Genomic DNA, 23,749 nt, shown 5'->3' on the forward strand with positions numbered 1-23,749 from the left:
GACGATTAGCTATCTGCCATTGAGCAGCTCCAGCAGCTTCGCCTCGTCAATGACGGGGACCTTCAGCTCTTGCGCTTTATCCAGCTTCGAGCCAGCTTCTTCGCCTGCAACAACGTAGCTCGTCTTCTTGCTCACTGAACCAGACACACGTCCGCCTGCGGATTCAATCTTCGCCTTAGCGTCTTCGCGGGACAGGGTCGGCAGCGTGCCGGTCAGCACAAACGTCAGGCCTTCCAGTTCTGAAGACTTCTTTCGCTTCTCAGCCGTGAACGTCAGCCCGGCGTCGCGCAGATGTTCCACGAGCCGCCGGTTCGTCTCTTCATCGAAGAACTCGCGAATCGCCTGCGAAACACGCGGCCCCACTTCGTTCACGCGTTCCAGCTCCTCCTGCGAAGCAGCCATCAGCGCGTTCATCGATCCGAACTCCTCGGCAAGCAACTGTGCCGTACGCTCGCCGATAAAGCGAATCCCCAGGCCGTATAGCACGCGATTGAGCGGAGCCTTCTTCGACTGCTCGATTTCTTTGAGCAGCGTTCGCGCCGTCTTTTCACCAATGCGTTCCAGGGACAGCAGCTTCTCTTCGTCGAGCTTGTAGAGTTCGGCAATGCTGCGCACCATTTTTCGATCAAGCAGCTGGTTTACCACGGCCTCGCCCAGCCCTTCGATATTCATCACGCCACGAGAGGAATAATGCAGCAGGCTTTCCCGCAGACGCGCCGGGCAATCGGCATTTACACATCGATAATCGGCCTCGCCTTCCGCGCGAACGATTTCGCTGTTGCATTCAGGGCAATGCGTGGGGAAGTGAAACGTCGTGTGCCCACGCGAATGTTCCGTGTCCTCGACGACTTCCACCACTTTCGGAATCACATCGCCGCCGCGCTCGACCTTGACCCAGTCGCCGATCTTCAGACCCAACTCCTCAATAAAATCGGCGTTATGCAGCGTCGCACGGCTGACCGTTGTTCCGCCAATCACCACAGGCCTAAGCCATGCCACCGGAGTCAGCTTGCCTGTGCGGCCCACCTGCACCTTGATGTCCTCAACCTGTGTCGTTCCAGCACGCGCCGTGAATTTATAGGCTACGGCCCAGCGCGGCGCGCGACCGGTATACCCGAGCCGTGCCTGCAGATCCGTTGAGCTGACTTTGATGACGACGCCGTCAATTTCGTATCCCAGATCCGCGCGGTGTTTCTCCGCGCGATCCACAAAGCCCATCAGCTTGTCGAAGCTGTGAATCGCCTCGCGATGCGGATTCACGCGGAACCCGGCCGCAGTCAACGCGTCCAGTGCATCGCTCTGCTCGCTGAAGATGGTCTCGCCTGTCGTTGTCAGTGCAAAGTAGGCATAGAAATCAAGCCGGCGTTGGGCAACGATATTCGGCTCGAGCGTGCGAATCGTGCCTGCGGCATAGTTGCGCGGGTTTGCCGCCGGGGCAAGTCCCTGCGCTTCGCGTTCTTCATTCGCTTTCACAAAAGCCTTCAGCGGCATGACCACCTCACCGCGCACTTCGAACATAGGCGGCAGCTTCGCCTTGCGCAGCTTTGCCGCAGAAACGGAAAGCGGGACCGAACGAATCGTGCGAACATTTGTGGTCACATCCTCGCCGATCGTTCCATTGCCGCGCGTCAGCCCGCGCGCCAGCTGCGCTGAACCATCCGGCCCCTCCTGATAGAGAAGCGCCATCGAAAGGCCATCCAGCTTGTACTCGCAGACATAGCTGATCTCGACACCTTCGCCCACGCGCTCACGCACGCGGCGGTCCCAATCGCGCAGCTCCTCTTCGCTGGTCACGTTGTCTAGCGAGAGCATCGGACGCGAATGCGCGACCTTCGGGAAACCTTCTTTGGGTTTGCCGCCTACGCGCTGTGTCGGCGAATCGGGTGTGATCAGCTCCGGATGCTCTTTCTCAAGCGCCTGCAGCTCGCGTACCAGAACGTCGTATTCGGCGTCTGAAATCTCAGGAGAATCCATCACATAGTAAAGGTGCTCATGATGCCGTATCTCATCGCGCAATGCTTCAATCCGGTCAGCTGCGGTGCTTTTGGTCATGAGGAAGATTATAGAAAGCAGAAAGGCAACTAAGGAGCGGCTAGCGATAAAGCGGTCTGCTGGTGATACGGTCAGCTAAGAACCTGTCAGCGAACTGCTCTTTTTTTCTGAGGTGTAAATCAAGGAGCGTTTTTGCTGACCGCTTTATCAGCTGACCGGACTTACGCTGACCGCCTTTTTGCTGACCGCTCCTCAGCCCTGTGTTACGTTGGCTTTTCGAGCCTATGGAACCCGTCACACACTTCCTGACCGGAGCCTGCCTCGCCCGCTCCGGTTTCAACCGCAAGGCAGCCTATGCAACGCTCGCCATGACACTGGCGGCCGAAGCCCCCGATCTCGATGTCTTCTGGGCCTTTCGCGGCCCGGTTGCCGGATTCGAGCATCATCGCGGCATCACGCACACTTTCATCGCCGCGCCTTTCATCGCCCTCATTACGGTGGCTGTTGTGTGGATGATCCACAAGATCCGTAAGAAGCCGCCGCAGGCTCCGGTGCGTTGGGGCCTGCTCTGGTGCTTTGCCCTGATTGCCCATCTCAGTCATCTGCTGCTTGATTTCACCAATAACTACGGTCTGCGTCCGTTCTTTCCGTTTAATCCGCGATGGTATTCGTGGGATATCGTCTTCATTTTCGAGCCGCTCATGTTCGCCGCGCTTTTGCTGGCGCTGGTTCTGCCGTGGTTCTTTGGTCTTGCCGACCGCGAGATCGGCGCGAAACGCGTTAAGTTTCGCGGACGAGGCTGGGCGATTGCCGCGTTCGTCTTTATTGCTTTGCTCTACACCGTGCGCAACGCGGAACACGCGCACGCGATCAACCTTGTCCGTAATTCCAGCGTTATCAATGCGCCTATCCTGCGCGTCTCCGCTGAGCCCGAGCCGATCAACCCATTCCTCTGGCAGGCCATCATCGAAACCGCAGACTTCTACCAGCGCGCTGCCGTGCACACGCGCTCAGATCAGATTGAACTCGACCCATCTGAAGATGTGTTCTACAAGCCGCCCGTAACCATGGCCACCCTCGCGGCAAAGCGCTCCTTGCTGGGCCGCGTCTATCTCGACTGGGCACAGTGGCCGGTGGTTGAAGACAAAGGCGCGATGCCACCACCGGGCTACAATATCGATCCGCCCGACCCTAACTGGCACACGGTTCAGTTCCGCGATCTACGCTTTGATTATCCCGTCCTCACGCGGAAAGCGAGCGACTCGATCCTCTCCGGCTGGGTCTACGTCGGTCCGCAAAATGAAATCGAAGGCATGTTCATGAGCGGCAAGGAACAAAAGGATTAATTATCGAGATGCAGCAATCGCCAGCCCGTTCGTATCGACAATTCCCGGAATGGCTGTCGTCTGAAACGTCGAGAGGTCAATCTTCACCAGCCCGCCGTCGCGGGCCTTCGTCTCGGGATTGAAGAGCCCCGCCGGAATGCGAACATTCGAGACCCACGCATGCTTTCCGTCCGCATCGAGAGCAGCGAGCAACGGACTCCCCGTTTCAATCCGGTGTGCCACCGCGCCTGTTTTAGCATCGATGACCAGCACCACTCCATCCAGAACCGCTGGAGCAAGAATCCAGCGTCCATCCGGCGTTACCGAAGGATAGAAAATCTGTCCCACATCAAGATGGCCGAATTTCGTCACGCCGGTGAGCCTGTCGGGTTCAAGCATCAGCAGCTCACTTTTTCCCGACACGATGAGGTGGTGCCCATCAGCAGTCCACGCCAGCCCACGCGGAGATCCGGTCGCAATACATACCTTCATTTTCCCCGCCTCAGGATCGATACGGCAAACCTTTCCCTCGGTCGTGAATGCAAACAGCGCCGAGCCATCTGCATTGAAGATGAAGTTATGCACTCCGGGCGGTAGCGGAAAGGTCCGCAGCACGGCGCCAGACGCTGCATCGAAGACAACCATACCGGCATTGCCTTCTTCCGCATTCGTGAAAAGCTCTTGAAATTTTGGAGGCCGCAGCTTCAACCCATGTGGGGCCGTGAATCCCGCAGGCAGTTTGAAGCGGGCGCGCACGACACGCCGCTCCAGATCGAGAACCGAAATCGTCGTCCCCGGAGTTCCCGCCTTGTGATTCGCTTCAAGCAAGCCGAAGTTCGAGACATACGCTGTCCGCCCGTCCGGAGTCAGTTCGATCTCATGCGGCTTCTCACCTACGGCGATTGCAGTCGGGTGTGACGGATCCGCAGCCGGAAAAACCAGCACCTTGCCGGGGCCTTCCTGAACGACGGCAATCGTCTGCCCATGCAAGGTGAGGGTGAGTATCCCGGCGATCATGCTGTAGAAAATTCGCACCGCTGGTTTATACCACGCCCAGATTATCGAAACGGATGCATATAGTATGGTGCCAATTCCTTAAGGGTCCCGAACACACGCCTATCTCTGCTGTAGGAGAACCGAATGCCGAAGATTCGCGCCCTCTTGTGCACCGCGCTGATGCTGACTGCAATTGCCTTTCACCTGAACGCCGGACACAGTGAAACAACCCAGGACCTGATGCCCTTGTTGCTGACGGTGCATGATGCGCCGGTGCCATTCACCGGCTCCGACGGCCATGTTCACCTTGTGTATGAGCTGTGGATGGCGAACTTCTCGAGTGGTGAAGCAGATATCGAAAAGGTTGAGGTTTTGGGCGACGGCTTGGTACTCCAGACGCTTGACCGGAACGCGACTGCGAGCCGGTTGCAGCCTGCGGGCAAGCGCGAATCTGCCGGAGCCATTACCGGAGGTGCGCAATCGCTGCTCTTTCTTGATGTCATTTTGCCTGCCGGCGCTTCGATCCCGAAGCAGCTTACGCATCGAGTGCAAGCGCACTATGCGGCCGCGCCTCCGGGACATCAGGACTTCAGTGAAACCGGCGGCGCAACCACCGTGGACCGCCGAGAAGTTGCGCAGATCGGACCGCCACTCAGCGGAGACAGCTACATCTCGGCCGATTCCTGCTGCGACGCAACGCGGCATACGCGCGCTGCTCTACCCGTCAACGGCAATGTTTATGTCGCGCAGCGCTATGCCGTCGACTGGGAGCAGCTCGACGCGAACAATCGCATCTACGCCGGCCCTCGTGAAGAGCTGAAAAGCTACACCATCTTCGGCAAGCACGTCCTTGCGGTTGCAGATGCCGTTGTCGCTGTCGTCGTGAAAGGTCTTCCCGAGCAGGCACCCGGAAAGTATCCAACGGACTTACCTCTCGATCAGGCCGACGGCAATGCGATCATTCTCGACCTGGGACAACACCGCTATGCGCTCTACGCGCATATGCAGTCAGAAAGCATTCACGTGAATCGCGGCGACAAGGTCAAGCTGGGTCAGGTCATCGGGCTCGTCGGAGATTCAGGCAACTCGGTCGCGCCGCACCTGCATTTCCAGCTGATGGACGGCGAGCTATCGCTGGCATCCAACGGACTGCCCTACGAGATTAAGGACTTCAAGGTGACTGGACAGACTCCGGGCACGAAAGCCTTTGATGAGGCGGAGGAAAACGGAACGCCACTCGCGATTACTCCTATCACGCCGCCGCACGAGGTCAAGAAAGCGTTGCCGCTCGATCAATTGATCATCTCCTTCGCGCAACATTAGTCAGTTGATCAAGCAACCATCTATCCGCTACGGTTGTTTCGGAGCTTTCTCTTGAAGATCCACCTCGTCGACGGCACCTACGAGTTGTTCCGCCACTATTTCGCCCTGCCTTCAGCGAAAGATGCCGCCCGTCGCGAAGTGGCCGCAGTGCGCGGCGTAGTCGCGTCAGTGCTGGGAATGATCAGTGACGGAACGACGCACATCGCGGTTGCCACTGATCATGTCGTAGAATCGTTCCGCAACGCACTATGGCCGGGATACAAAACCAGTGAGGGCGTACCAGCCGACCTGTTATCGCAATTTCCGCTGCTCGAAGAAGTGCTCGCCGCCGCCGGTGTCGTTGTATGGCCGATGGTGGAGTTTGAGGCCGACGATGCGCTGGCGGCCGGAGCAGCCCTTGCCGCGCAGGATGCGCGAGTCGAGCAGGTCATCATCTGCACTCCGGATAAGGACCTCGCCCAGTGTGTGAGCGGCACGCGCGTTGTGCAGCTGAACCGGCGGACCGGGGCTTTAAGCGATGAAACAGGTGTGATCCAGAAATTCGGGGTCACGCCCGCGTCCATTCCCGACTATCTTGCACTGGTCGGCGATTCGGCTGACGGCTATCCCGGACTGCCGGGCTGGGGCGCAAAGTCATCCGCCGCGGTGCTCGCCAAATTCCTTCATCTTGAAGCCATCCCTGCCGACAGCAGCGAATGGAAGGTGAATGCGGCAAGCGCGAGCGTGCTGGCAGCCACGCTTGTCCGTGAACGCGAGCGCGCGCTGCTTTTTCGAACACTCGCTACCCTTCGCACCGACATTCCGCTCTTCAGCAACGTGGACGAACTGCGTTGGGCTGGGCCAACCGCCGGTTTTACAAAGATCGCGGAACGATTAGACGCAGTTGCCACCGAAAAGGGGAAGGCTCCGAAGCGTCGACCTCTGACTCCGCCAACTCTGAATTCCACGACTCGCGAATAGAGCGTACTTTCTTTCGGAATCGGGGGACGCCATGGCCGCGATACAAATCTGCCGCACCAGGCCTGGTGAATCGGACGAGTGTGAGACTTTGTGTTGACGGGGGCATTGTGTGGTTTGACCGGGGTGAACTGAATTCTTCCTGAAGGCCAAATTTGCTGGAATCGCCTTGCAGTCGCTAGGAATCATGCTCAGGAACGTGAAATAATGAGACTCTTAAGACTTGCCGAGGTGAGAGAATGTCCGCTTATCTACTGATTCTGTTTGCGATTCTGAGCCGCGTTGCCGTGGCCTCGCATCATAGCTGGCTCAACTTCACAGCCATCGGCGCATCGTTGCTCTTCTTCGGCGCTCGCCGTCCGTTGCGTCAGGCAATTCTGCCCGTCGTCGCGCTCGCTGCGCTTGATTACTACATGACGGTCTATGTCTACAGCTATCCGTTTGCGGCGCAGGACTATCTCATCACCTGGGGCTGGTATGCGGCGGTGATCGTCCTCGGCCATCTGCTGCTGCGCGAGCGCCGTTCCGCAGCGCGCGTCGCGACCTCAGTCGTTCTTTCCTCCACTTCGTTCTTCCTGGCCAGCAACTTCGCCGCCTGGACCGTGCTGCGCGGCTACTATCCCCACACCTTCAGCGGACTGATGACCGCCTACGCCGCCGGGTTGCCGTTCTACAGAAACGACCTGCTCTCCACCGGACTGGTTGCCGGATTAGCCTTTGGACTGCCGGCACTGGTCGAGCATTACCGCGCGCAGGCGGACATCTCCGCGCACAAAGCCGCGTAAACCAGCTACGCAGGCAGCAACGAGTTTTATGAAATCTCGATCATCTCGGATCGGATTAGTCTGCACGTCACTCCGAGGAACAACAGTGACGCAGCCACGACGATAGCCGGCCCTATAGTGCGCGGCCCCCAGAAGCAAAACAGTGCAGCTACAGGAGACAGAAGAAACAGAGCCATTGGCTTGATCTGCGGAAACCAGCTGTGTACCGCCAGAATGGCAGGCATTGCCAGAATCCAATCGAGTGCATTAGTGTGGGGCGCAGTGAGCAGAGCACTAAAAATACAGAGCGGCATTGCCAGATCGAACGGCAGTCGATTGCAGATGTACCAGATGATCGACAAAACAAATAACCCCCCAAGTACAACTGCGATCTCCGGATGCTCCGTCCAAAAGAAAGCCGCATAGAAATTCGGCATCAGCGTGGGGTGCCCGCTCATATTTTTCTGAGGAATGTTCAGCGCACCCCAGTAGAGTGAAATCCAGCCCGGTTGGACTGCGAAGTTGATGGCCACCAACACTGCGGCTGAGAGTAAAAACCCTTTCAGTTCCTGACGATACTGTTTGCGGAAAAGCAACAGCGGTAAAAAGATCAGGAAATGAAACTTGCAAAGACATAGCCCGAGAGCAACGCCAGCCAGAAAATGACGATCGTTTCTCCAGCAGGCAAGGGAGATCAACGTAAACAGCAGAATGAGCGATGAGTCGTTTCCCATCACAATGCAACCCATCGCAGGCACGGACCAACTGAGCGCCAGAAGGTAGAACCGGCGATCGCTCCCTGATACCCACACGCATGCAATGAGGGTGAACCCCACAATCACTCGCCACAAAAGAAAAGCATGGCTATACGTGAGGTTCAGGAATGGCTTCATCGCGTAAGCCCAGAACGGCTGCCGCATGAAGATAATGGTCGGGTCGTTGACTTCCGTGAATGCTTTTTGGAGCGTCAGATTGGTCGCAATATCGTAAATTTGCGGGGTGCCGATCAGTTTCGCCCCAACGAGAAAGCCTGTGAAGTCTGCCACATAGCCAAGAGACGGCAGAGGGTGAGCGAAAAGCAGCAATATACCCGGAATCGAAAGCAGGAAGCACCAGATGGGGGAGAAAGTGAACTTCCTCCTCATGTTGCCGGACGCTGGAATCTCCTCCACGCGTACCTCGAACGAATCGGCTACCCATATATCCGATGAGCGACTAGCGGAGGCCATTCTCTTCCCTCCAGTCAATCGCCTCACTATAGTTGCTCACTAGATAAACCACTGCTCCCAAGAGGGATATGGACGCGGTCACGATGATGATCGGGCCGGTCGAGCGCGGGCCGAAATACGAAAGTATTCCCACAATCGGAGACAAAAGGAATACGGCCAAAGGCCGTACCTGACGAAATCGACTGTTTACCGCCAGCAGTGCGGGTATAGCCAGAATGCCATCGAGATAGTTGGTGTGGGGCGAAGCAAGCAGTGCGCTGAAGACACAGAGCGGCATAGCCAGATCGAAGGGCAGGCGACGGCAGATTGGCCAAACAAGCGCAAGAACGAGCAGCGCTCCTACCGCGACTGCGAATCTTGGGTACCCTGTCCAGAAAAAGGCGGAATAAAAATTCGGCATCAGCGCAGAGTTTGCATTGATATTTTTCTCGAGGTGCAGCGCGGCCCAGTAGAGCTTGACCCAATCAGGCTGGACTGCGAAGTTTGCGGCCATTAACGCCGCTACCGAAAGTGAGAATCCTATCAGTTCCTGACGGTGTTTCTTCCGCAAGACCAGCAGGGGAAGAAAGATCAGGAAGTGAAACTTGACGATACACAGCCCGAGAGATGCGCCAGCCAGAATTTTTCGGTTCTTTCTCCAGCAGACCAGCGAGATGAGCATGAAAAGCAGGATCAGCGGAGCGTCATTGCCCGTCTCAATGCAGCCTGCCGCGGGTATCGACCAAGCTAGCACAAGCAAAAAGAACGAGCGGAAGCGCCCTGAAAGAAACCCGCATGCAAGGAGAACCACCCCCATCATGGTTCTCCACAAAAGCAACGCATGACCATAAGAGAGGGCCAAGAAAGGCTTCATTACAAAGGCCCAGAACGGCATTCTCATGTAGATGACGCCGTCGTTCGTCTTTCCTATGAGGGCATTTTGAAAAGCAAGATTTGTTGCGACATCGTAAAGGCGTGCCGTTCCAAGCAGCTTCGCCCCAACCAGAAACCCCGTAAAGTCCGAGACATGGTCGCCTGCAGCCCGCACAAACAGCAGCATGAACACAACGCCAGGAATCGCCAACAGGAAGCACCAGATTGCGGGCGAACCCGTCTTCCTGTCCACCTTGGTACACGCCGCGTCTTCTTTTGTGCACACCTCAAGCGGGTTTGCGGCCAGAATGGGACACATGCCACTGGGGTGGAGCAATTAGCCCGCCAATCAGCGCTCCAGAGTGACGCTAGTTTTCGAACTCGCCCGCCCTGCGTTTGCCCATCCCTTTGCGAATCGCGATCAGCAACAGGATCCCGAGAATCACTCCGATCCCGGTCAGCATGGCGGCAAGGTGTTTTCTTGCCAGATCATGAACGACGGTAACAATCTGTGGGCCGTAATAGAGCACCAGCAGGCCCTCCGCTGTAAAGCGGACCAGGCGGCCCAGAAATACCGCGACCAGAAAGTTGCGAACCTTCATCTCAAAGACGCCCGCGCCGAAGACAAAGAGCTTCCAGGGCGTCGGCGGTGGCAGCATCGAAGGCACAAACAGTGCGAAGAACTCCTGCCGCTCGAAGCGGTCGCGCAGCTGCTCGTAGCGGGCCCGATTCACGCGCTTAAGAAGAAAGAGTTCGCCCCCGGCGCGCCCCAGGTAGAAAGGCAATAGCCCTCCAATCGATGACCCGATGGCCGCCATCAGGCAATAGAGGAAGAAGTGTCGCCGATCCGCCCAGACATAGCCGGAAATGATCAGGTCCATCGGCACAGGGACGGTGCTCGAATCGAGCATGGAAATGGCGCCCGCGCCCCAGAAACCAAGGGGTTTAAGGATGGCAACCAGCCACGCGCTGAACTTAAGAAAAAGGGTGGTGAGGTGTTTCAAAATCGCGATGTACTTTCGTCAGACTGTTGTCCGGGCTCGGGATGCGGCGCCTCGTCACCCTTCAGCAACGTCAGGGCATGAGATAAGAGTGGCAGGACCGCCGTGAGCGAAGTAACCGCTCCGCGCGGACTTCCGGGAAGATTCAGGATGAGCGACTTGCCCAGGGTTCCGCACAGGGCACGGCTCAGCGAGGCATGGATCGTCTCCTCGCGACCGACGGCGCGCATCAGTTCCGGCACACCATCCAGCAGCCGGTCGCAGGCACTGCGGGTGGCTTCCGGCGTCACGTCGCGCAGCGCAATCCCAGTTCCTCCCGTCGTAACCACCAGGTCCGCCCGACTGGCACAGCTCCGCAACGCTGCCTCGATCGCTGGGCGTTCATCGGGAACCGTGACCTGTTCGACCACTTGAAACCCGCGGGAAGTGAGCACCTCGGCCACCGCCGGGCCGGATCCATCGACACGGCTGCCCTGGTAACAGGAATCGCTGACGGTGATAACGGCGGCGTGAGGCATACCTTTCGATTGTAATGGCCGGATACAAGTCCATCACCAGACAGAACTTTTTGCCGTGGGAAACGTCTCAAGAAAGTAGGTTTTTGCCGAGAGCCCGTAGTGTGTATGAGAGAATATTAGATATCCCTGAGCCAAAAGCAGCGGCCTGAAACCGTTTCATAATGCCCATCACCGAAGTCCCAACCGATCCTGCAGGCGCGCCTCCGGAGCCGCCGCGGAAATCAAGACGATCACGCTACGAAAACCTTGAACACCATGAGCTTCTCCAAGTCATGGATGACCTCCAGGACGAGCGTGGGCGGGCACGGCTGCGAGAGTTTTTCTGGATATCGATCATCGTCCACATGATCATCTTCTGGTTCCTGCTCTATGGGCCGAAGTATGTATGGCACCGCAACATCCGCGTCGTGGATCCTTCAGAGATCCTGAAGCAGCGCGAAAAAGAGCTGACCTACCTTGATCTGCCCGATGCCCTGAAGAAGATCAAACCGAAGCAGTCCGACGTTATTTCCGATCAGAATCGCACCGCGGAATCAAAGAAGCCGACGCTCGACAAGAAGACGCTGCAGCAGCTACAGGCCATGAGGCGCGCCGGGCCGCCAGCGCCGTCACCTGTACCAGCACCGCAGATGGGGCAGACACCGCAGCCCGCACCGCAACAGCAGGCGCAGTCCACGCCTCCACCGCCTCAGCCCATGCCGCAACAGCGGCCTTCGCAGCCTCTGCAGAACGACGACCAGGCAAAGCTTGAGGCTCCGAAGCCAGCCACGCGCCCGGACTTCAGCACCGCAACAACCGCCGGCCAGGCGATCCAGCAGGCTGCCCGCAACGCCATGCGCCCCGGGCAGACTGGCGGAGGCGGCGACATGGGAGCGAATGCCCCGTCCCAGCATCCCGGCGACAGTGGCGCTGTCGACATTCTCAGCGACACCATGGGTGTCGACTTCGGCCCATATATTCGGCGCATCATCTATGACACGGAACGCTCCTGGTGGCCCATCATCCCCGAGTCGGCCCAGCCACCGCTGCTCAAGCAGGGCAAGGTCGGCATCCGCTTCCGCATTCTTCCCGACGGCAGCGTGAAGCAAATGATTCTTGAGTTCCCGTCCGGCGACGTTGCACTTGACCACGCTGCGTGGGGAGGCATCACGGGTGCTTCGCCGTATCCTCCGTTGCCAAAGGAATTCAAAGGCCCGTTCCTCGAATTGCGCTTCTACTTCCTCTACAACATCCGGCCGGATGAATAACGCTTACGAATACCGCAAGCGCCAGCTCATCGGGCTGCTTCTGATTGCCGTTGTCATTGTTGGAATCGCACTCCTGCGCGCGCCGGCAGGGACAGTCTTTCCTCGTGGATGGTGGCACGTTTGGTAGAGACTGCACGGCCCGATCCGCTGCTGATCGTTCTCGCAGGACCCACAGCCAGCGGTAAGACCTCTCTTTCCCTGCATCTTGCCGAGTGCTACCACGGTGAGATCGTGAGCTGTGACTCCGTCGCCGTTTATCGCGATATGGAGATCGGCACCGCCAAGCCCGACAAGGCCGACCGAGAGCGCATCCCTCACCATCTCATCGATGTCGTCGATCCCACCGAGCCCTACACGGCAGGCGACTACAGCCGCGCAGGCCGCACAGCCTTGAGCGAGATTGCCGCCCGTGGCCGTACCCCCATCGTTACCGGGGGTACGGGGCTTTATCTAAAGGCCCTCATCGACGGCCTCTTTGCCGGACCGCAGCGCTCCGAATCGCTACGCGAACGCCTGAAACTGAGCGACAAGAAGCGCGGCCGAGGCTGGCTCTACCAGATCCTGATGCGCCTCGACCCGCAGTCCGCCCAGCGCATCCACCCGAACGATAAGCCCAAGCTCATCCGCGCGCTGGAAGTTTGCATCGCCGCGCGACAACCTATGTCACACGCATGGGAGCAGGGCCGCGAAGCGCTGAAGGGCTTCCGCATCCTGCGCATCGGCCTTGAACCCGACCGCGACTATCTCTACGAGCGCATCAATAAGCGCGCCGCCGCCATGTTTCGCAATGGACTGGTTGAAGAGACGCGCATGCTGCTGGAGAAATACGGCGAAGCGCGGCCCTTCGATTCGCTGGGATACAAACAGGCCCGCGCGCTGCTTGAGAGAAAATACCGTGAAATGGACGCTATCTCACTCGCTCAGCAGGGCCACCGTAACTACGCAAAGCGCCAGCTCACCTGGTTTCGCCGCGAGCGCGATATGTACTGGCTGCACGGCTTCGGCGATGAGCCGCGCATCCGCAGGAAAGCGGTGGAACTGATCGAGCGGCGATTGAGCGAGTCAGAAGGCCAGCAAGCCAGCGAGTGAGTGTGAGCTTTTCACACCCGCGCTCAGCCATGCCTCTCCCAGAAATCGGCGGGCGTAACAATGGGATACCGCTCTGCCAGAGCGAGTAGGTCCTTATCGCCGGTAATCAGGTACTGGGCTTGTGACGCTCGGAGAAGCGCCAATATCGGTTGATCGGCAGAGTCGCGCAGTTCAGGATCCGGTTGAGTGTCCGGTTCGATCACGTCAGCCAGAAACAGGAATGTATCTACAAGGTCTCGTATTTCATCTGAGCTCATGCGAATTCGAGACAACCGCGGTAACACCCGGGCGACCTCGTCAAGAATGTATCGCGACAGAACTACATCAATGGCCCCCTGCCGCCATGCGGCGACAATGCGCCCCGGGGTGCTTCCCGGATAAGCCAGTCCTGACACGAGAACATTTGTGTCGAGCACAACTCGCATCAACGCTTCCGCTGTCTTGCGACGGCAGTATCAATCTCTGCCAACCCTTCTTCTTGAGGCGCATCTGCATACGCTGCGGCGATGCGCTCGCTCAACTGATCGAAGCGATCACGCATGCGGCGAATTCGCGCAAACAATTCAGCGTCAACCAGAGCAGCGACCGGCTTGCCATCTTTGTTGATGATGATGCTGTCATTGCGATACTGCACCTGGTTAATCATCTCGCCGAGGTTCTGGCGAAAATTGACTGCACTGACTTCAGTAATCATGGTCTCCCTTGGTCATATCGATTGATATGATCATTGTGGCATAATTTCTTGATTTATTCTCATTAAAGATCATGTCGCAAGAAGGAATTCCACAACTGGACGGCTACAGCGAAGACGCGCTTGACCGGGCATTTGCCGAACTGGAAAAAGAAGTTGACGCAAGTGCATTAGAGGCAACGAAGCGTGGTACCTCGGACGCGGTAGAAGAATTTCGCCTGCTTTGGCTTGGCCGAAAACAAGGACGACTTAAGCAAGTAAGTGAGGCATGGCTAAAATCAGCACCCGTTGAAGCCAGGAAGTCGATTGGTCTTCGATTCAATGCCTTGAAGCCGCGCATTGAGTCGTGGCTAGTTTGGGAAGGTTGGACCAGTACACAACCTACGCTCGATGCCGAAGCCATCGACGTCACCCTCCCCGGTACGCATCGCGCCCTTGGGGCCGAGCACCCGCTAATCAAGACCATGCACGAAATGGTCGCGGTCTTCCAGCGCATGGGTTACTCCGTCGGCGTCGGGCCTGAAGTTGAAACGGATTACTACAACTTCGAGTCACTCAACTTTCCGCCCGGCCATCCCGCGCGCGACACGCAGGACACTTTGGTCGTTGCGAATCAGGACCGCAAACCTCTGCGCGACCGCCTGCTCATGCGCACGCACACGTCTCCGGTGCAGATCCGCACCATGGAACAGCAGCCGCCGCCCGTGCGCATCGTCATACGCGGCAAGGTTCACCGCAACGACGCAGCCGACGCTACGCACTCACCCATCTTCCACCAGATCGAGGGCCTCTGCGTCGATACCAACATCACTTTCTCTGACCTCAAGGGCACGCTCGACCACGCCATGAAGGAATTCTTCGGCTCCAGCGTCAAAACGCGCTTCTTCCCGTCGTTCTTCCCCTTCACCGAGCCCAGCGCCGACGTGCAGATCAGCTGCCCCTTCTGCGGCGGCAAGGGCTGCCGTAAGTGCAAATACTCGGGCTGGATCGAGTTGCTTGGCTGTGGCATGGTCGACCCCGCGGTCTTCGGATTCGTGCAGGGCAAGCAGCCAGCCTACGACCCGAAAAAGATCAGCGGCTTCGCGTTCGGCATGGGCGTCGACCGCATCGCCATGATGAAGTACGGCATCAGCGACATCAGCTTGTTGTATTCGGGGGACGCGCGCTTCCTGGAGCAGTTCGCATGAAGATACTAAGTTCTTGGTTACGCTCCTACCTATCGCCGATTCCCGTGCATGATGTTGAGCTTGCTAATGCATTAACACTTCGCGGAATTGCTGTTGAAGGAAAATATTTCATTAAGGGATACGATGAAGACCCGAATGAAGTAATCCATAACTCGCTCTTCGAGATGGACATCACGACCAATCGCGTTGATGCCATGAACCACTATGGCATCGCACGCGAGGCCGCGACCATCTATGGTCTGAAGCTGCTCGACCTCAACCCAAAGCTCCCTCACGGGAAACCAGCAGCGAGGCCCTATCCGATCCGGATCGAAGAACCAACTCTCTGCGGACGCTTCACCGCTCGCGTCCTGCGCAACGTCACTATCACGCAATCAACGGGCATCGTAGCCGAGCGTTTCCGTTTGCTAGAACAGAAGCTCATCTCGAACGCCGTCGACGCAACGAACTTCGTAACGCTGGCCATGGGCCACCCAACGCACGCCTTCGATCTCGACAAGTTGGAGGGAGCCATCATCATCCGCCGCGCGCGCAAGGGCGAAAAACTTAAAACACTCGACGGCATCGAGCGCATCCTCGACCCCGATGATCTCGTCGTAGCTGACGAGAAGAAGGCTCTCGCCATCGCCGGAGTGATGGGCGGCTGGGACACGATGATCACGCCCGAGACGAAGAACATCCTCGTCGAGGCGGCATGGTTCGATCCCGCCACCGTGCGCCGCAGCTCCAAGCGCCATCTCCTGCACACCGACGCCTCGCACCGCTTCGAGCGCGGAGCCGACTTCAACGCGCCACCCGTCGCTTCAGCACTGGTCAGCAGCATCATTCTCGAAGCCGGCGGCGAAGTCGAAGGCGATCTCGTTGACGTCATGATCCCTGAAGCCGAGCAGCGTACGGCGAAGCGCCCAGCCATCACCTTCGCCGTCAGCGAGGCGAAAAGGATTCTCGGCGCTACCGAAGACCCCGAAGGCATCACGCCTGCCATCGCAGAGACCGTCCTCACCGGACTCGGCTGCAAACTCAGCAAGAACGGAACACAGCCTGCACCAACGACAGCGCACGACCTCGACCCATCGCGCGCTGTCTCTGTCCCGAGCACAGGCAGCGCCGAATACGAAGTCACGCTCCCGAGCTGGCGTCTCGACCTCGAACGCGAAATCGACCTCATCGAAGAGATCGCGCGCGTCTACGGCTACAACCACTTCCAGAACACGCTGCCCGCCTTCGCCGGGTCAGTCGTAGAACTGCAGTGGGCGGAAAAAGAATCGACCATCCGCAGGGGCCTGCTGGGACTGGGCTGGTCAGAGGCCGTCTCCAGCACCTTCTGTTCTGCAACCGACGCGGTTACATTTGCGCCGCAGCCGAACTCCGCCGTCCCGCTCGGCAATCCGTTGAGCGAAGAGGCCGGCATGTTGCGCCCCTCGCTCGCCGGGGGAATGCTAGGCATGCTCGCCCTCAACCTGAATCGCGACATGGAAGACGTCATGCTCTTTGAACTCGGAACTGTCTTTCACGGAACAACCGACCGCGTCGAAGAAAAGCCATCGCTTGCCATCGGAGCCACCGGCAAACTGCCGCTCACGAGCCCGCACCAGCCATCGCACGAGCTCGACTTCTACGACGTCAAGGGAGCCATCGAAACCCTGCTCGGTAAATTTTCCTCAAAGTCCCTCTACTTCGACCGCTTCCCATCGGACTCCGGACTGATGCCCGCATGGCTGCATCCAGGCCGTTCAGCGCGCGCCGTCCTCGACGGAGCTACGGTCGGCTACTTCGGCCAGCTACACCCCGCCGAGGCGCAGCGGCGCAAGCTGAAGCAAGTCATCTTCATCGGCGAAATCTACCTCGACCGCCTCTACAAGCAAAACCTGCGCCAGCCCGTCGTGCGCGAGCTGTCGCGCTTCCAGGCCGTGCGCCGCGACTTCTCCTTCATCCTCGCTGCGAACACGCCCTGGGCGCGAATCTCCGAAACACTCGCCGCCCTCGGCATTCCCGAGCTGCAGCGTTTTGAAGCGGCAGAAATCCTCGGCGAAAAAGACTCGAAACTCGTTCCCGCCGGCCACATCTCGCTACTGCTGCGCACCGTCTTCCAGGCGCAGGACCGCACGCTCCAGGAAGACGAGCTGCAAAACTACACACAGCGAATCATCGCCGCCGTTGAAGCTCTGGGCGGAAAATTGCGCAGCTAGCGCTGCAAATGGCGCCCACCTTTCACAAACGAAAGGTGGGATGGCCGATAAACGGTCACCGAATCGTACTCGAAGTAACAAACTGGTTGCGTCTGCACACATTCCGGGGCTTTCCGTGATTTTCCTCTGTGCGAAACCAGCTATACTGCGCGAAGAACGCTCGAATTTCCCCCGAAACATGAGGTACCACAATGTCCACCGTTGCCCTGAAAGATGCCGAACTTCCGATTTCTGCCGACGACTTCAACGCGCTCGAACAGCGCGTCCTGCGCACAGTCGAGTTGCTCAAGCAGGAACGCGAAGCGCGCGCCATGGCCGAACAGAACGCCAACACCCTGCAGCAGCTTCTTGATGAGCAATCCGCGCAGCTGACCAAGGTACAGGAGCAGGTCAAAGCTTTTGAGCAGGAGCGCGAAACAGTTCGCCAGCGCGTCGAGCGCCTGCTGAATCAATTAGAAGAGATTTCTGCCTGAGAAAATCGAATGAGGAGTGTGTGTAGTTCATGAGCGATTCTCAGAACGGAAGCAACAGCACGGCGCAGTCCGCAACATCCGACGCGATGCAGTTCGTCACAGTTGACATCTACGATCAGACCTATCGCCTGCGCGGACAGGATCCAGCCTACATTCAGCACCTGGCCGAGATGGTCGATACAAAAATGCGCGCTGTCGCCGCTCAAGGCAAGTCCGTTGATTCACTGCGTGTCGCTGTGCTCGCCGCTCTCAATATCGCCGATGAGCTGTCCGCTCTCGAACAGCGTTATAACGCCCTGTCCGGACCGGCAAAGGAAAATCTGCGCAACCGCACCAGCAAGCTCACCGGCCTGCTCGACGCGGTGCTGAGCGAGCACCGGAAGATAGGTTGACGCCAGCACCGCCGCCACTTGCAATCTGCGCCGTCACCCGCTAGCATCCAAAATAGAAACCGGCCTGCAAAGCAGGTGGTCGCGATAATCGTCGGTTGAACCTACATTCATTGAACAGGGAGCTCGACTCGACAAATCGGCTCGGTGCGCAGTGTCCGCCAGTCCGGAATGCCTAAAGAGCCGCGGAGAGTTCCCACCGTCTTAGGACGGGTTCACCGACGCATCGCTCCACGGCCCCGTGGGTCGGTTTTGCTTTCCCTGAAAGAATTTTGCACCCGCGCCTCTTCCAGTTCGGCCACATTGCCATCCCGACCTACGGCGTGCTCGTCGCCATCGCACTCGTCGCCGCTCTGGCCATGGCCGTGCACACAGCCCGCCGGCTCGCCCTCGATCCCAATAAGATCTGGAATCTGAGCCTCATCGGCATCTTCACCGCGCTGCTCGGCTCGCGCCTCATTCTTGTGCTCGTCCACTTGAGTGATTTCCTGGCACACCCGTTCTGGATGCTCGGCCTCGTCACGATTCGCAGCCGCGGCATCGTCTACGGCGGCATACTGCTGGCAATTTGTGCCTGTATCGGATACATATTGTCGGTCGGCCTGCCGCTGCGGCGCACACTCGACTGCCTCGCCCCGGCCGTCGCCCTCGGTCTGGCGATCAGCAGCCTGGGAGCCTTCGCCGCCGGATCAGACTACGGCACGCCAACCGACAAGCCCTGGGGCATCATCTATAAGCACGGACTCGCTGCACTCTGGTCCGGCACGCCGCTGGGCGTTCGCCTGCATCCGGTCCAGCCTTATGAAGCGCTGACGCTCTTCCTGTTACTCGCGCTGCTGCTCCTCTGGCTTTCGCGCCAAAGGCACGACGGCGACGTGGCCGGAACCTTCCTCTTCGCCTACGGAGTTGCCCTGTATTTTCTGGATTTCTATCGCGGCGACCGCAGCTTCGTCTTCCAGGGAGCCATCTCCCTAACGCAGATCCTGGCCGCCGCTCTCATGCTTGCAGGCGCAGCCCTCTGGATACGCCGAAAACCCTCCGCGCTCTGATTGCATCCGCTAAAGCATGATCCGTAAACTCAAATCCGGTGAATACCGCCTTTATTCGCGGAAGAAGGACGCGTCCACAGGCAAGCGGCGTAACCTGGGCACCTTCCCGAGCATGGAAAAGGCCAAGCAGCACGAGCGCGAAGTGCAGTATTTCAAGAAGCACTAAGCGCGAGTAAGTGCCCTGAAAGCGACAACGCCCATAGACCAGTTATGTCTATGGGCGTCCGATTCAGTAGCCCTCCCCCAAGTGCTACTCAATGTCTGAACTGTATCGCGCCCGCCGGAACTGTTCCATCCCACCTTCGGATTTTTCCAGAAACTATGTCGTAATCGTTTGGAGGTTACTTGTGTACCCTGAAGATAATCTCTCTCTCCGATGGCGCACATTAACAGCTTCGTCCGTATTCCACTACTCGCCGTACGCCAGCGCCTCCGCCCGCTGCCGCACATCGGCGTCCTCGACGAAGACCGCATCCGCATGCGCGTCTGGCCCAACGATATCGATTTCAACTTCCACCTGAATAACTCGCGCTACCTCAGCTGCATGGACTACGGCCGCATCCACATGATGGCCGCCAACGGCATCCTCAACCGCGCCATCAAGGATCGCTGGATCCCGCTCGTCGGCTCCGTCGACATCACCTACCGCCGATCGCTGGATCTCTGGGCAGCCTTCGAACTGCGCTCGCGCACTCTCTGCTGGGACGAGAAGTGGATCTATATGGAGCAGAGCTTCCACTCGAAGGACGGCCTCGCCGCTATCGCCTGGGTCAAAGGCCTCTTCCGGACAAAAGAAGGAAACATCCCGCCGCAGGCCATCGTTGACCTGGTGTCGCCCGGATGCACTTCGCCACCCGTGTCGGAATCATTCTTTCAGTGGAACGAGATTACCAGGCAGCGATTGAAGGGTCCGGTCACCGTCGAAAAAGTCTAGGCGTTTGCCGCTTGTAGGCATCAGAACCCGGCTGGCGGCGATTACATCACCGCGCCGACCTGCCAGGGCACGAACTCGTAATCGCCATAGTCATTCTGTTCGCTGCAGGTTCGTTCTCCTGAAGCGACCGCCAACACTTTGTCGAAGATCTGCTGGCCGATTTCCTCAATCGTCTTCTCTCCAGTCACAATTTCGCCGCAGTTCAGGTCCATATCTTCTGCCATGCGCTCATACATTGGAGTGTTCGTGGCAAGCTTGATGCACGGGACCGGCTTGTAGCCCGTGGTCGATCCGCGTCCGGTCGTAAAGCACAGCATGTTGCAACCGCCCGCGATCTGCCCGGTCACGGCCACCGGGTCATATCCCGGCGTGTCCATAAACACGAAGCCGCGTTTCGACACGCGCTCCGCATACTCATACACAGCTTCCAGTCTCGACATACCGCCCTTGGTGACAGCTCCCAGCGACTTCTCAAGAATCGTCGTTAACCCGCCGGCCTTGTTCCCGTGCGATGGATTGTTATCGAGATCGCCCTTGTTGCGCCGCACATAATCGCGCCACCATTCGATCCGGTCCAGCAGCTTCTGAGCCACTTCCGGCGTCGCCGCCCGCCGTGTCAGCAGATGCTCAGCACCATAGATCTCCGGAGTCTCCGCGAGAACAGCCGTACCGCCATGCCGCACCAGAAGATCGGACGCATATCCCAGTGCAGGATTCGCCGATATGCCGGAGTAGCCATCCGACCCGCCGCACTCGAGCGCCAGCACCAGCTCCGATGCCGGCTGAACGCTGCGCCGCTGCGCATTCAGCGCAGGCAGCATCGTTCGCACCGCGTCGATGCCTGCTTCAATCGTCTTCCGCGTGCCTCCGGTCGCCTGGATCGTCATCGTCCGCAACGTCGGCCCCGCAACGAGCGATTGCGTCTCCACGATCGCCGGAATCTGATTCGTCTCGCACCCCAGGCCAATCATCAGCGCCGCTCCAACATTCGGATGGCGCGCAAACCCGGCCATTGTTCTCGTCAGAATCGCGTAGCCCTCGCCGCGCCCATCCATAGCACAGCCGCCGCCATGCGTAAACGCGGCCACGCCATCCACATTCGGAAACCCATCGAGTTCACCCGACGTGTTGAAATGCCGGGCAATGGCATGGGAAACCGTCGCCGAGCAATTGACCGACGAGAGAATCGCAAGATAATTCCGCGTCCCGACTCGCCCATCACTGCGCTTGAATCCCAGAAACGTAGCGCGATCTGCCTCCGGAAAAAGCTCCGGAGCCACAGCATCGACGCAGAACTCATGCTGCAAGTGCAGATCGGTAATCGCAAGATTATGCGAATGCACATGCTCGCAAGCCTCAATGGCCCGCGTAGCATTGCCAATCACCTGACCATATTTAAGAATCGCCTCGCCCGCGGCAATCGCTCTGAGCGCGATCTTATGCCCCATGGGAACAGGCGTCTTCGCCGCAATACCAAACTCCGAAAGAACCGCACCCGGGCTCAGCGAAACCCTAGCGACAGCGACGTTATCAGCCGCATGCAGCCGAATCAGCGAAGACTTTGTCGTAGATATCGTGTGTAGACCCGTCGGCAATGTGCCACCCAAACCACGCAATCAATACTTTACCCCACCCTAAGTTTTGTCATCCTGAGCGGAGCGCAAAGCGCGCAGTCGAAGGACCCGCACCGGAGGTGCGCCTTTTGCCTTGCGAAGCAAGGCCGCAGTTTGCATCGAACTGCACAAAAATGGGTGCATCATCCTTCGCGTAGCGCAGGGTGGGAAAGCAACTCCTTCACACATCGATATATTTGTCATCCTGAGCGAAGCGAAGGATCTACAGTTCGGCGTCGATTGGCAAGAGATGAGAGCGGTAGCGCTCAGCACTGACGGCTGGAGCTATGGTGAATCGTCGTCGACGAGCTTGGCGGGCTTTTCTGAAATCAGATTGAGCTTTTCGCCGTCCCACACATACCACCGATCGGCCGAATTCTCTTCATTAAGGCTTCCGATGATATGCATGGCTCTGCTATCTCTGTGGTATATCAGCCGCTCGCCAATCTCGCGAACTTGAGACACGCTGGCAGGAAAGATATAGACCTTGCCCGTTATTGCATCAATGATGGCGAATTCGAGGCATGCTGATCCACAGCCCCACACCGCCACAGCGTAATGATCAGCAAAGACAGGACCCTGTGCTGCTCCCTCCCGAATCCGAGTTCTGAATCGGCGTGCCCCTGGGCTCGCTAACACCGGCTGCGCGGGTTTGCCGGAAAAAGTCGACGCTACAGAATATTGCGAAAAGAAATCTTCATCAGCTTGATGCGTTTGTTGCGCGATCGAATTTACAGTCGAGAGAATTGAAATGATTACTGTGCAGCTAAACGAATAGAACACCTACGAGCCCCGAGCCTAAGTGTATCGTGCCTAGTCTAGGTCGAAGGCGCCACCAACTCCGTCTCTCTCAACTCCCGAACCCGATCCCCAATCGCATACTTCAACGCATCCACACCCAACCCCGTCACCGCCGAAATCGCAAAGAACGCCAGCTTCTTCCGCTTGGCCATCGTCTGCAACTTCTTCAGCTTCTCCGGATTCGCCACATCGGCCTTCGACGCGACCACGATCATCGGCTTCTCATCGAGGCCATGCCCAAAGCTCTTCAGTTCGCCAAGGATGACCTTGAAGTCCTCCACCGGATCAGGCCGCCCGCTGGAATCCGACACATCGACCAGATGCACCAGCAGCCGCGTGCGCTCAATGTGCCGCAGAAACTGCACGCCCAACCCCGCGCCCAGATGCGCGCCCTCGATCAGCCCCGGAATATCGGCGACCACATAGCTCTCCTCATGCGGAGCTTCGCCAATCGAGACGACACCCAGATTCGGCTCGAGCGTCGTAAAAGGATAATCGGCAATCTTCGGCTTCGCCGCCGAGAGCCTCGAGATCAGCGTCGACTTGCCCACATTCGGATATCCAACCAGACCGACATCGGCGAGCAGCTTCAGCTCCAGCCGGTAACGCTTCTCCTCACCCGCGCGCCCCAATTCATGCTCACGCGGAGCCTGATGCGTCGACGTGGCAAAGTGCTGGTTGCCGCGTCCGCCGCGTCCGCCGCGCGCAACCACAATGCGCTCGTCAGGACGAGCAAAATCGTGCACCAGCTCGCCCGTCTCATCGTCAAACAGAGCCGTGCCCACCGGAACCTTCAGCACAGTGCCTTCGCCATCGCGCCCTGTGCAGTTTGATCCCTCGCCGTGTCGCCCGCGCTCTGCCTTGTGCTCGGGATTAAATCGAAAATGCACCAGCGTGTTATGCCGCTGGCTCGACTCCATCACCACGTCGCCGCCGCGTCCGCCATCGCCGCCCGAAGGCCCGCCGCGCGGCACAAATTTTTCGCGACGGAAGGCCACGCATCCGTTACCACCGTCACCGGCTTTCACCAGGATTCTTGCTTCATCAATAAACATTTCTATTATTTAGTCTATCGAATCGCGTAAGCTCGCATCACGATACCCAACATTGAACAGTAGGACGGGCAGGAG

General features: G+C 58.3%; 25 protein-coding genes and 1 other RNA gene. 15 read left to right on the top strand and 11 right to left on the bottom strand.

What is annotated here, in order from left to right:
* Positions 1-9: 9 nt before the first annotated feature.
* Complete coding sequence (gene ligA, locus H7849_RS20160; RefSeq protein ID WP_186741954.1) at positions 10-2,052, bottom strand: NAD-dependent DNA ligase LigA; 2,043 nt, start codon at positions 2,050-2,052, stop codon at positions 10-12.
* Between the two features lie 224 nt (positions 2,053-2,276).
* Here ligA and H7849_RS20165 point away from each other — a divergent pair, with 224 nt between their 5' ends.
* Positions 2,277-3,338 carry a metal-dependent hydrolase gene (locus H7849_RS20165; RefSeq protein ID WP_186741955.1) on the top strand — a complete coding sequence of 354 codons (1,062 nt, stop codon included), beginning with the start codon at positions 2,277-2,279 and terminating at the stop codon, positions 3,336-3,338.
* Here H7849_RS20165 and H7849_RS20170 read toward each other — a convergent pair whose 3' ends face one another.
* A complete protein-coding gene (locus H7849_RS20170; protein WP_186741956.1) occupies positions 3,339-4,352 on the bottom strand; it encodes a YncE family protein in 1,014 nt (337 codons plus the stop codon).
* A 105-nt stretch (positions 4,353-4,457) separates the two neighbouring features.
* Here H7849_RS20170 and H7849_RS20175 point away from each other — a divergent pair, with 105 nt between their 5' ends.
* The 3 genes from H7849_RS20175 to H7849_RS20185 all read left to right on the top strand — a co-directional run bounded on the left by H7849_RS20175 (position 4,458) and on the right by H7849_RS20185 (position 7,378).
* Positions 4,458-5,636 carry a M23 family metallopeptidase gene (locus tag H7849_RS20175; RefSeq protein ID WP_186741957.1) on the top strand — a complete coding sequence of 393 codons (1,179 nt, stop codon included), beginning with the start codon at positions 4,458-4,460 and terminating at the stop codon, positions 5,634-5,636.
* A gap of 51 nt (positions 5,637-5,687) precedes the next feature.
* Complete coding sequence (locus H7849_RS20180; protein WP_186741958.1) at positions 5,688-6,596, top strand: 5'-3' exonuclease; 909 nt, start codon at positions 5,688-5,690, stop codon at positions 6,594-6,596.
* A 236-nt stretch (positions 6,597-6,832) separates the two neighbouring features.
* Complete coding sequence (locus H7849_RS20185) at positions 6,833-7,378, top strand: DUF6580 family putative transport protein (RefSeq protein ID WP_186741959.1); 546 nt, start codon at positions 6,833-6,835, stop codon at positions 7,376-7,378.
* 26 nt (positions 7,379-7,404) lie between these two features.
* On the opposite strand, the gene H7849_RS20190 is transcribed toward H7849_RS20185, so the two are convergent.
* From H7849_RS20190 to H7849_RS20205, 4 genes are read right to left on the bottom strand one after another with little or no spacing between them, the layout of a single operon-like run.
* Positions 7,405-8,586 carry a glycosyltransferase family 87 protein gene (locus tag H7849_RS20190; RefSeq protein WP_186741961.1) on the bottom strand — a complete coding sequence of 394 codons (1,182 nt, stop codon included), beginning with the start codon at positions 8,584-8,586 and terminating at the stop codon, positions 7,405-7,407.
* A complete protein-coding gene (locus H7849_RS20195; RefSeq protein ID WP_186741963.1) occupies positions 8,573-9,775 on the bottom strand; it encodes a glycosyltransferase family 87 protein in 1,203 nt (400 codons plus the stop codon). Before H7849_RS20195 ends, H7849_RS20190 begins: the two co-directional genes overlap by 14 nt.
* Before the next feature lie 31 nt (positions 9,776-9,806).
* Entirely contained in the window at positions 9,807-10,442 is a 636-nt protein-coding gene (locus H7849_RS20200) for a YqaA family protein (RefSeq protein ID WP_251106375.1), read from the bottom strand.
* Positions 10,439-10,957, bottom strand: a complete 519-nt coding sequence (locus H7849_RS20205) for a MogA/MoaB family molybdenum cofactor biosynthesis protein (RefSeq protein WP_186741965.1) — start codon at positions 10,955-10,957, stop codon at positions 10,439-10,441. Before H7849_RS20205 ends, H7849_RS20200 begins: the two co-directional genes overlap by 4 nt.
* A gap of 161 nt (positions 10,958-11,118) precedes the next feature.
* Here H7849_RS20205 and tolA point away from each other — a divergent pair, with 161 nt between their 5' ends.
* The 3 genes from tolA to miaA are packed head-to-tail and all read left to right on the top strand — an operon-like array spanning position 11,119 to position 13,293.
* On the top strand, positions 11,119-12,204 hold the full coding sequence (tolA, locus tag H7849_RS20210; RefSeq protein ID WP_186741967.1) for a cell envelope integrity protein TolA: 1,086 nt from the start codon (positions 11,119-11,121) through the stop codon (positions 12,202-12,204).
* Complete coding sequence (locus H7849_RS27145) at positions 12,197-12,331, top strand: hypothetical protein (protein WP_285288905.1); 135 nt, start codon at positions 12,197-12,199, stop codon at positions 12,329-12,331. The genes tolA and H7849_RS27145 overlap by 8 nt, the downstream gene beginning before the upstream one ends.
* The gene (gene miaA, locus H7849_RS20215) at positions 12,325-13,293 is read left to right on the top strand and encodes a tRNA (adenosine(37)-N6)-dimethylallyltransferase MiaA (protein ID WP_251106376.1); all 969 of its coding nucleotides are present in this window, start codon (positions 12,325-12,327) and stop codon (positions 13,291-13,293) included. The genes H7849_RS27145 and miaA overlap by 7 nt, the downstream gene beginning before the upstream one ends.
* A gap of 23 nt (positions 13,294-13,316) precedes the next feature.
* On the opposite strand, the gene H7849_RS20220 is transcribed toward miaA, so the two are convergent.
* Both H7849_RS20220 and H7849_RS20225 read right to left on the bottom strand, forming a co-directional pair.
* Entirely contained in the window at positions 13,317-13,718 is a 402-nt protein-coding gene (locus H7849_RS20220; protein ID WP_186741971.1) for a putative toxin-antitoxin system toxin component, PIN family, read from the bottom strand.
* Positions 13,718-13,987 (bottom strand): type II toxin-antitoxin system Phd/YefM family antitoxin, encoded by a 270-nt coding sequence (locus H7849_RS20225; protein ID WP_186741973.1) that lies wholly within the window; start codon positions 13,985-13,987, stop codon positions 13,718-13,720. The genes H7849_RS20220 and H7849_RS20225 overlap by 1 nt, the downstream gene beginning before the upstream one ends.
* A gap of 71 nt (positions 13,988-14,058) precedes the next feature.
* Between H7849_RS20225 and pheS the strand changes: the two genes are divergently transcribed.
* The 8 genes from pheS to H7849_RS20265 all read left to right on the top strand — a co-directional run bounded on the left by pheS (position 14,059) and on the right by H7849_RS20265 (position 20,205).
* Positions 14,059-15,171, top strand: a complete 1,113-nt coding sequence (gene pheS / locus H7849_RS20230) for a phenylalanine--tRNA ligase subunit alpha (protein WP_186741975.1) — start codon at positions 14,059-14,061, stop codon at positions 15,169-15,171.
* Positions 15,168-17,360 carry a phenylalanine--tRNA ligase subunit beta gene (locus tag H7849_RS20235; protein ID WP_186741977.1) on the top strand — a complete coding sequence of 731 codons (2,193 nt, stop codon included), beginning with the start codon at positions 15,168-15,170 and terminating at the stop codon, positions 17,358-17,360. Before pheS ends, H7849_RS20235 begins: the two co-directional genes overlap by 4 nt.
* 191 nt (positions 17,361-17,551) lie before the next feature.
* A complete protein-coding gene (locus H7849_RS20240; RefSeq protein WP_186741979.1) occupies positions 17,552-17,833 on the top strand; it encodes a hypothetical protein in 282 nt (93 codons plus the stop codon).
* A 29-nt stretch (positions 17,834-17,862) separates the two neighbouring features.
* Positions 17,863-18,225: a cell division protein ZapA gene (locus H7849_RS20245; RefSeq protein WP_251106377.1), complete on the top strand. Its 363-nt coding sequence runs from the start codon at positions 17,863-17,865 to the stop codon at positions 18,223-18,225.
* Between the two features lie 58 nt (positions 18,226-18,283).
* Positions 18,284-18,474: non-coding RNA, 6S RNA (gene ssrS, locus H7849_RS20250), on the top strand.
* Positions 18,475-18,494: 20 nt separating this feature from the next.
* Positions 18,495-19,271 (top strand): prolipoprotein diacylglyceryl transferase, encoded by a 777-nt coding sequence (locus H7849_RS20255; RefSeq protein ID WP_186741981.1) that lies wholly within the window; start codon positions 18,495-18,497, stop codon positions 19,269-19,271.
* 16 nt (positions 19,272-19,287) lie between these two features.
* Positions 19,288-19,437, top strand: coding sequence for a hypothetical protein (locus H7849_RS20260; protein ID WP_186741982.1), 150 nt, complete (start codon positions 19,288-19,290; stop codon positions 19,435-19,437).
* 210 nt (positions 19,438-19,647) lie between these two features.
* A complete protein-coding gene (locus H7849_RS20265) occupies positions 19,648-20,205 on the top strand; it encodes a thioesterase family protein (RefSeq protein ID WP_186741984.1) in 558 nt (185 codons plus the stop codon).
* Between the two features lie 41 nt (positions 20,206-20,246).
* Here H7849_RS20265 and H7849_RS20270 read toward each other — a convergent pair whose 3' ends face one another.
* The 3 genes from H7849_RS20270 to obgE all read right to left on the bottom strand — a co-directional run bounded on the left by H7849_RS20270 (position 20,247) and on the right by obgE (position 23,674).
* Positions 20,247-21,800 (bottom strand): UxaA family hydrolase, encoded by a 1,554-nt coding sequence (locus H7849_RS20270; protein WP_251106378.1) that lies wholly within the window; start codon positions 21,798-21,800, stop codon positions 20,247-20,249.
* A gap of 303 nt (positions 21,801-22,103) precedes the next feature.
* A complete protein-coding gene (locus H7849_RS27150) occupies positions 22,104-22,226 on the bottom strand; it encodes a hypothetical protein (protein WP_285288906.1) in 123 nt (40 codons plus the stop codon).
* Positions 22,227-22,636: 410 nt separating this feature from the next.
* Positions 22,637-23,674, bottom strand: coding sequence for a GTPase ObgE (gene obgE / locus H7849_RS20275; RefSeq protein WP_186741986.1), 1,038 nt, complete (start codon positions 23,672-23,674; stop codon positions 22,637-22,639).
* Positions 23,675-23,749: the final 75 nt, after the last annotated feature.

Source organism: Alloacidobacterium dinghuense (genome assembly GCF_014274465.1).
Classification (GTDB): domain Bacteria; phylum Acidobacteriota; class Terriglobia; order Terriglobales; family Acidobacteriaceae; genus Alloacidobacterium; species Alloacidobacterium dinghuense.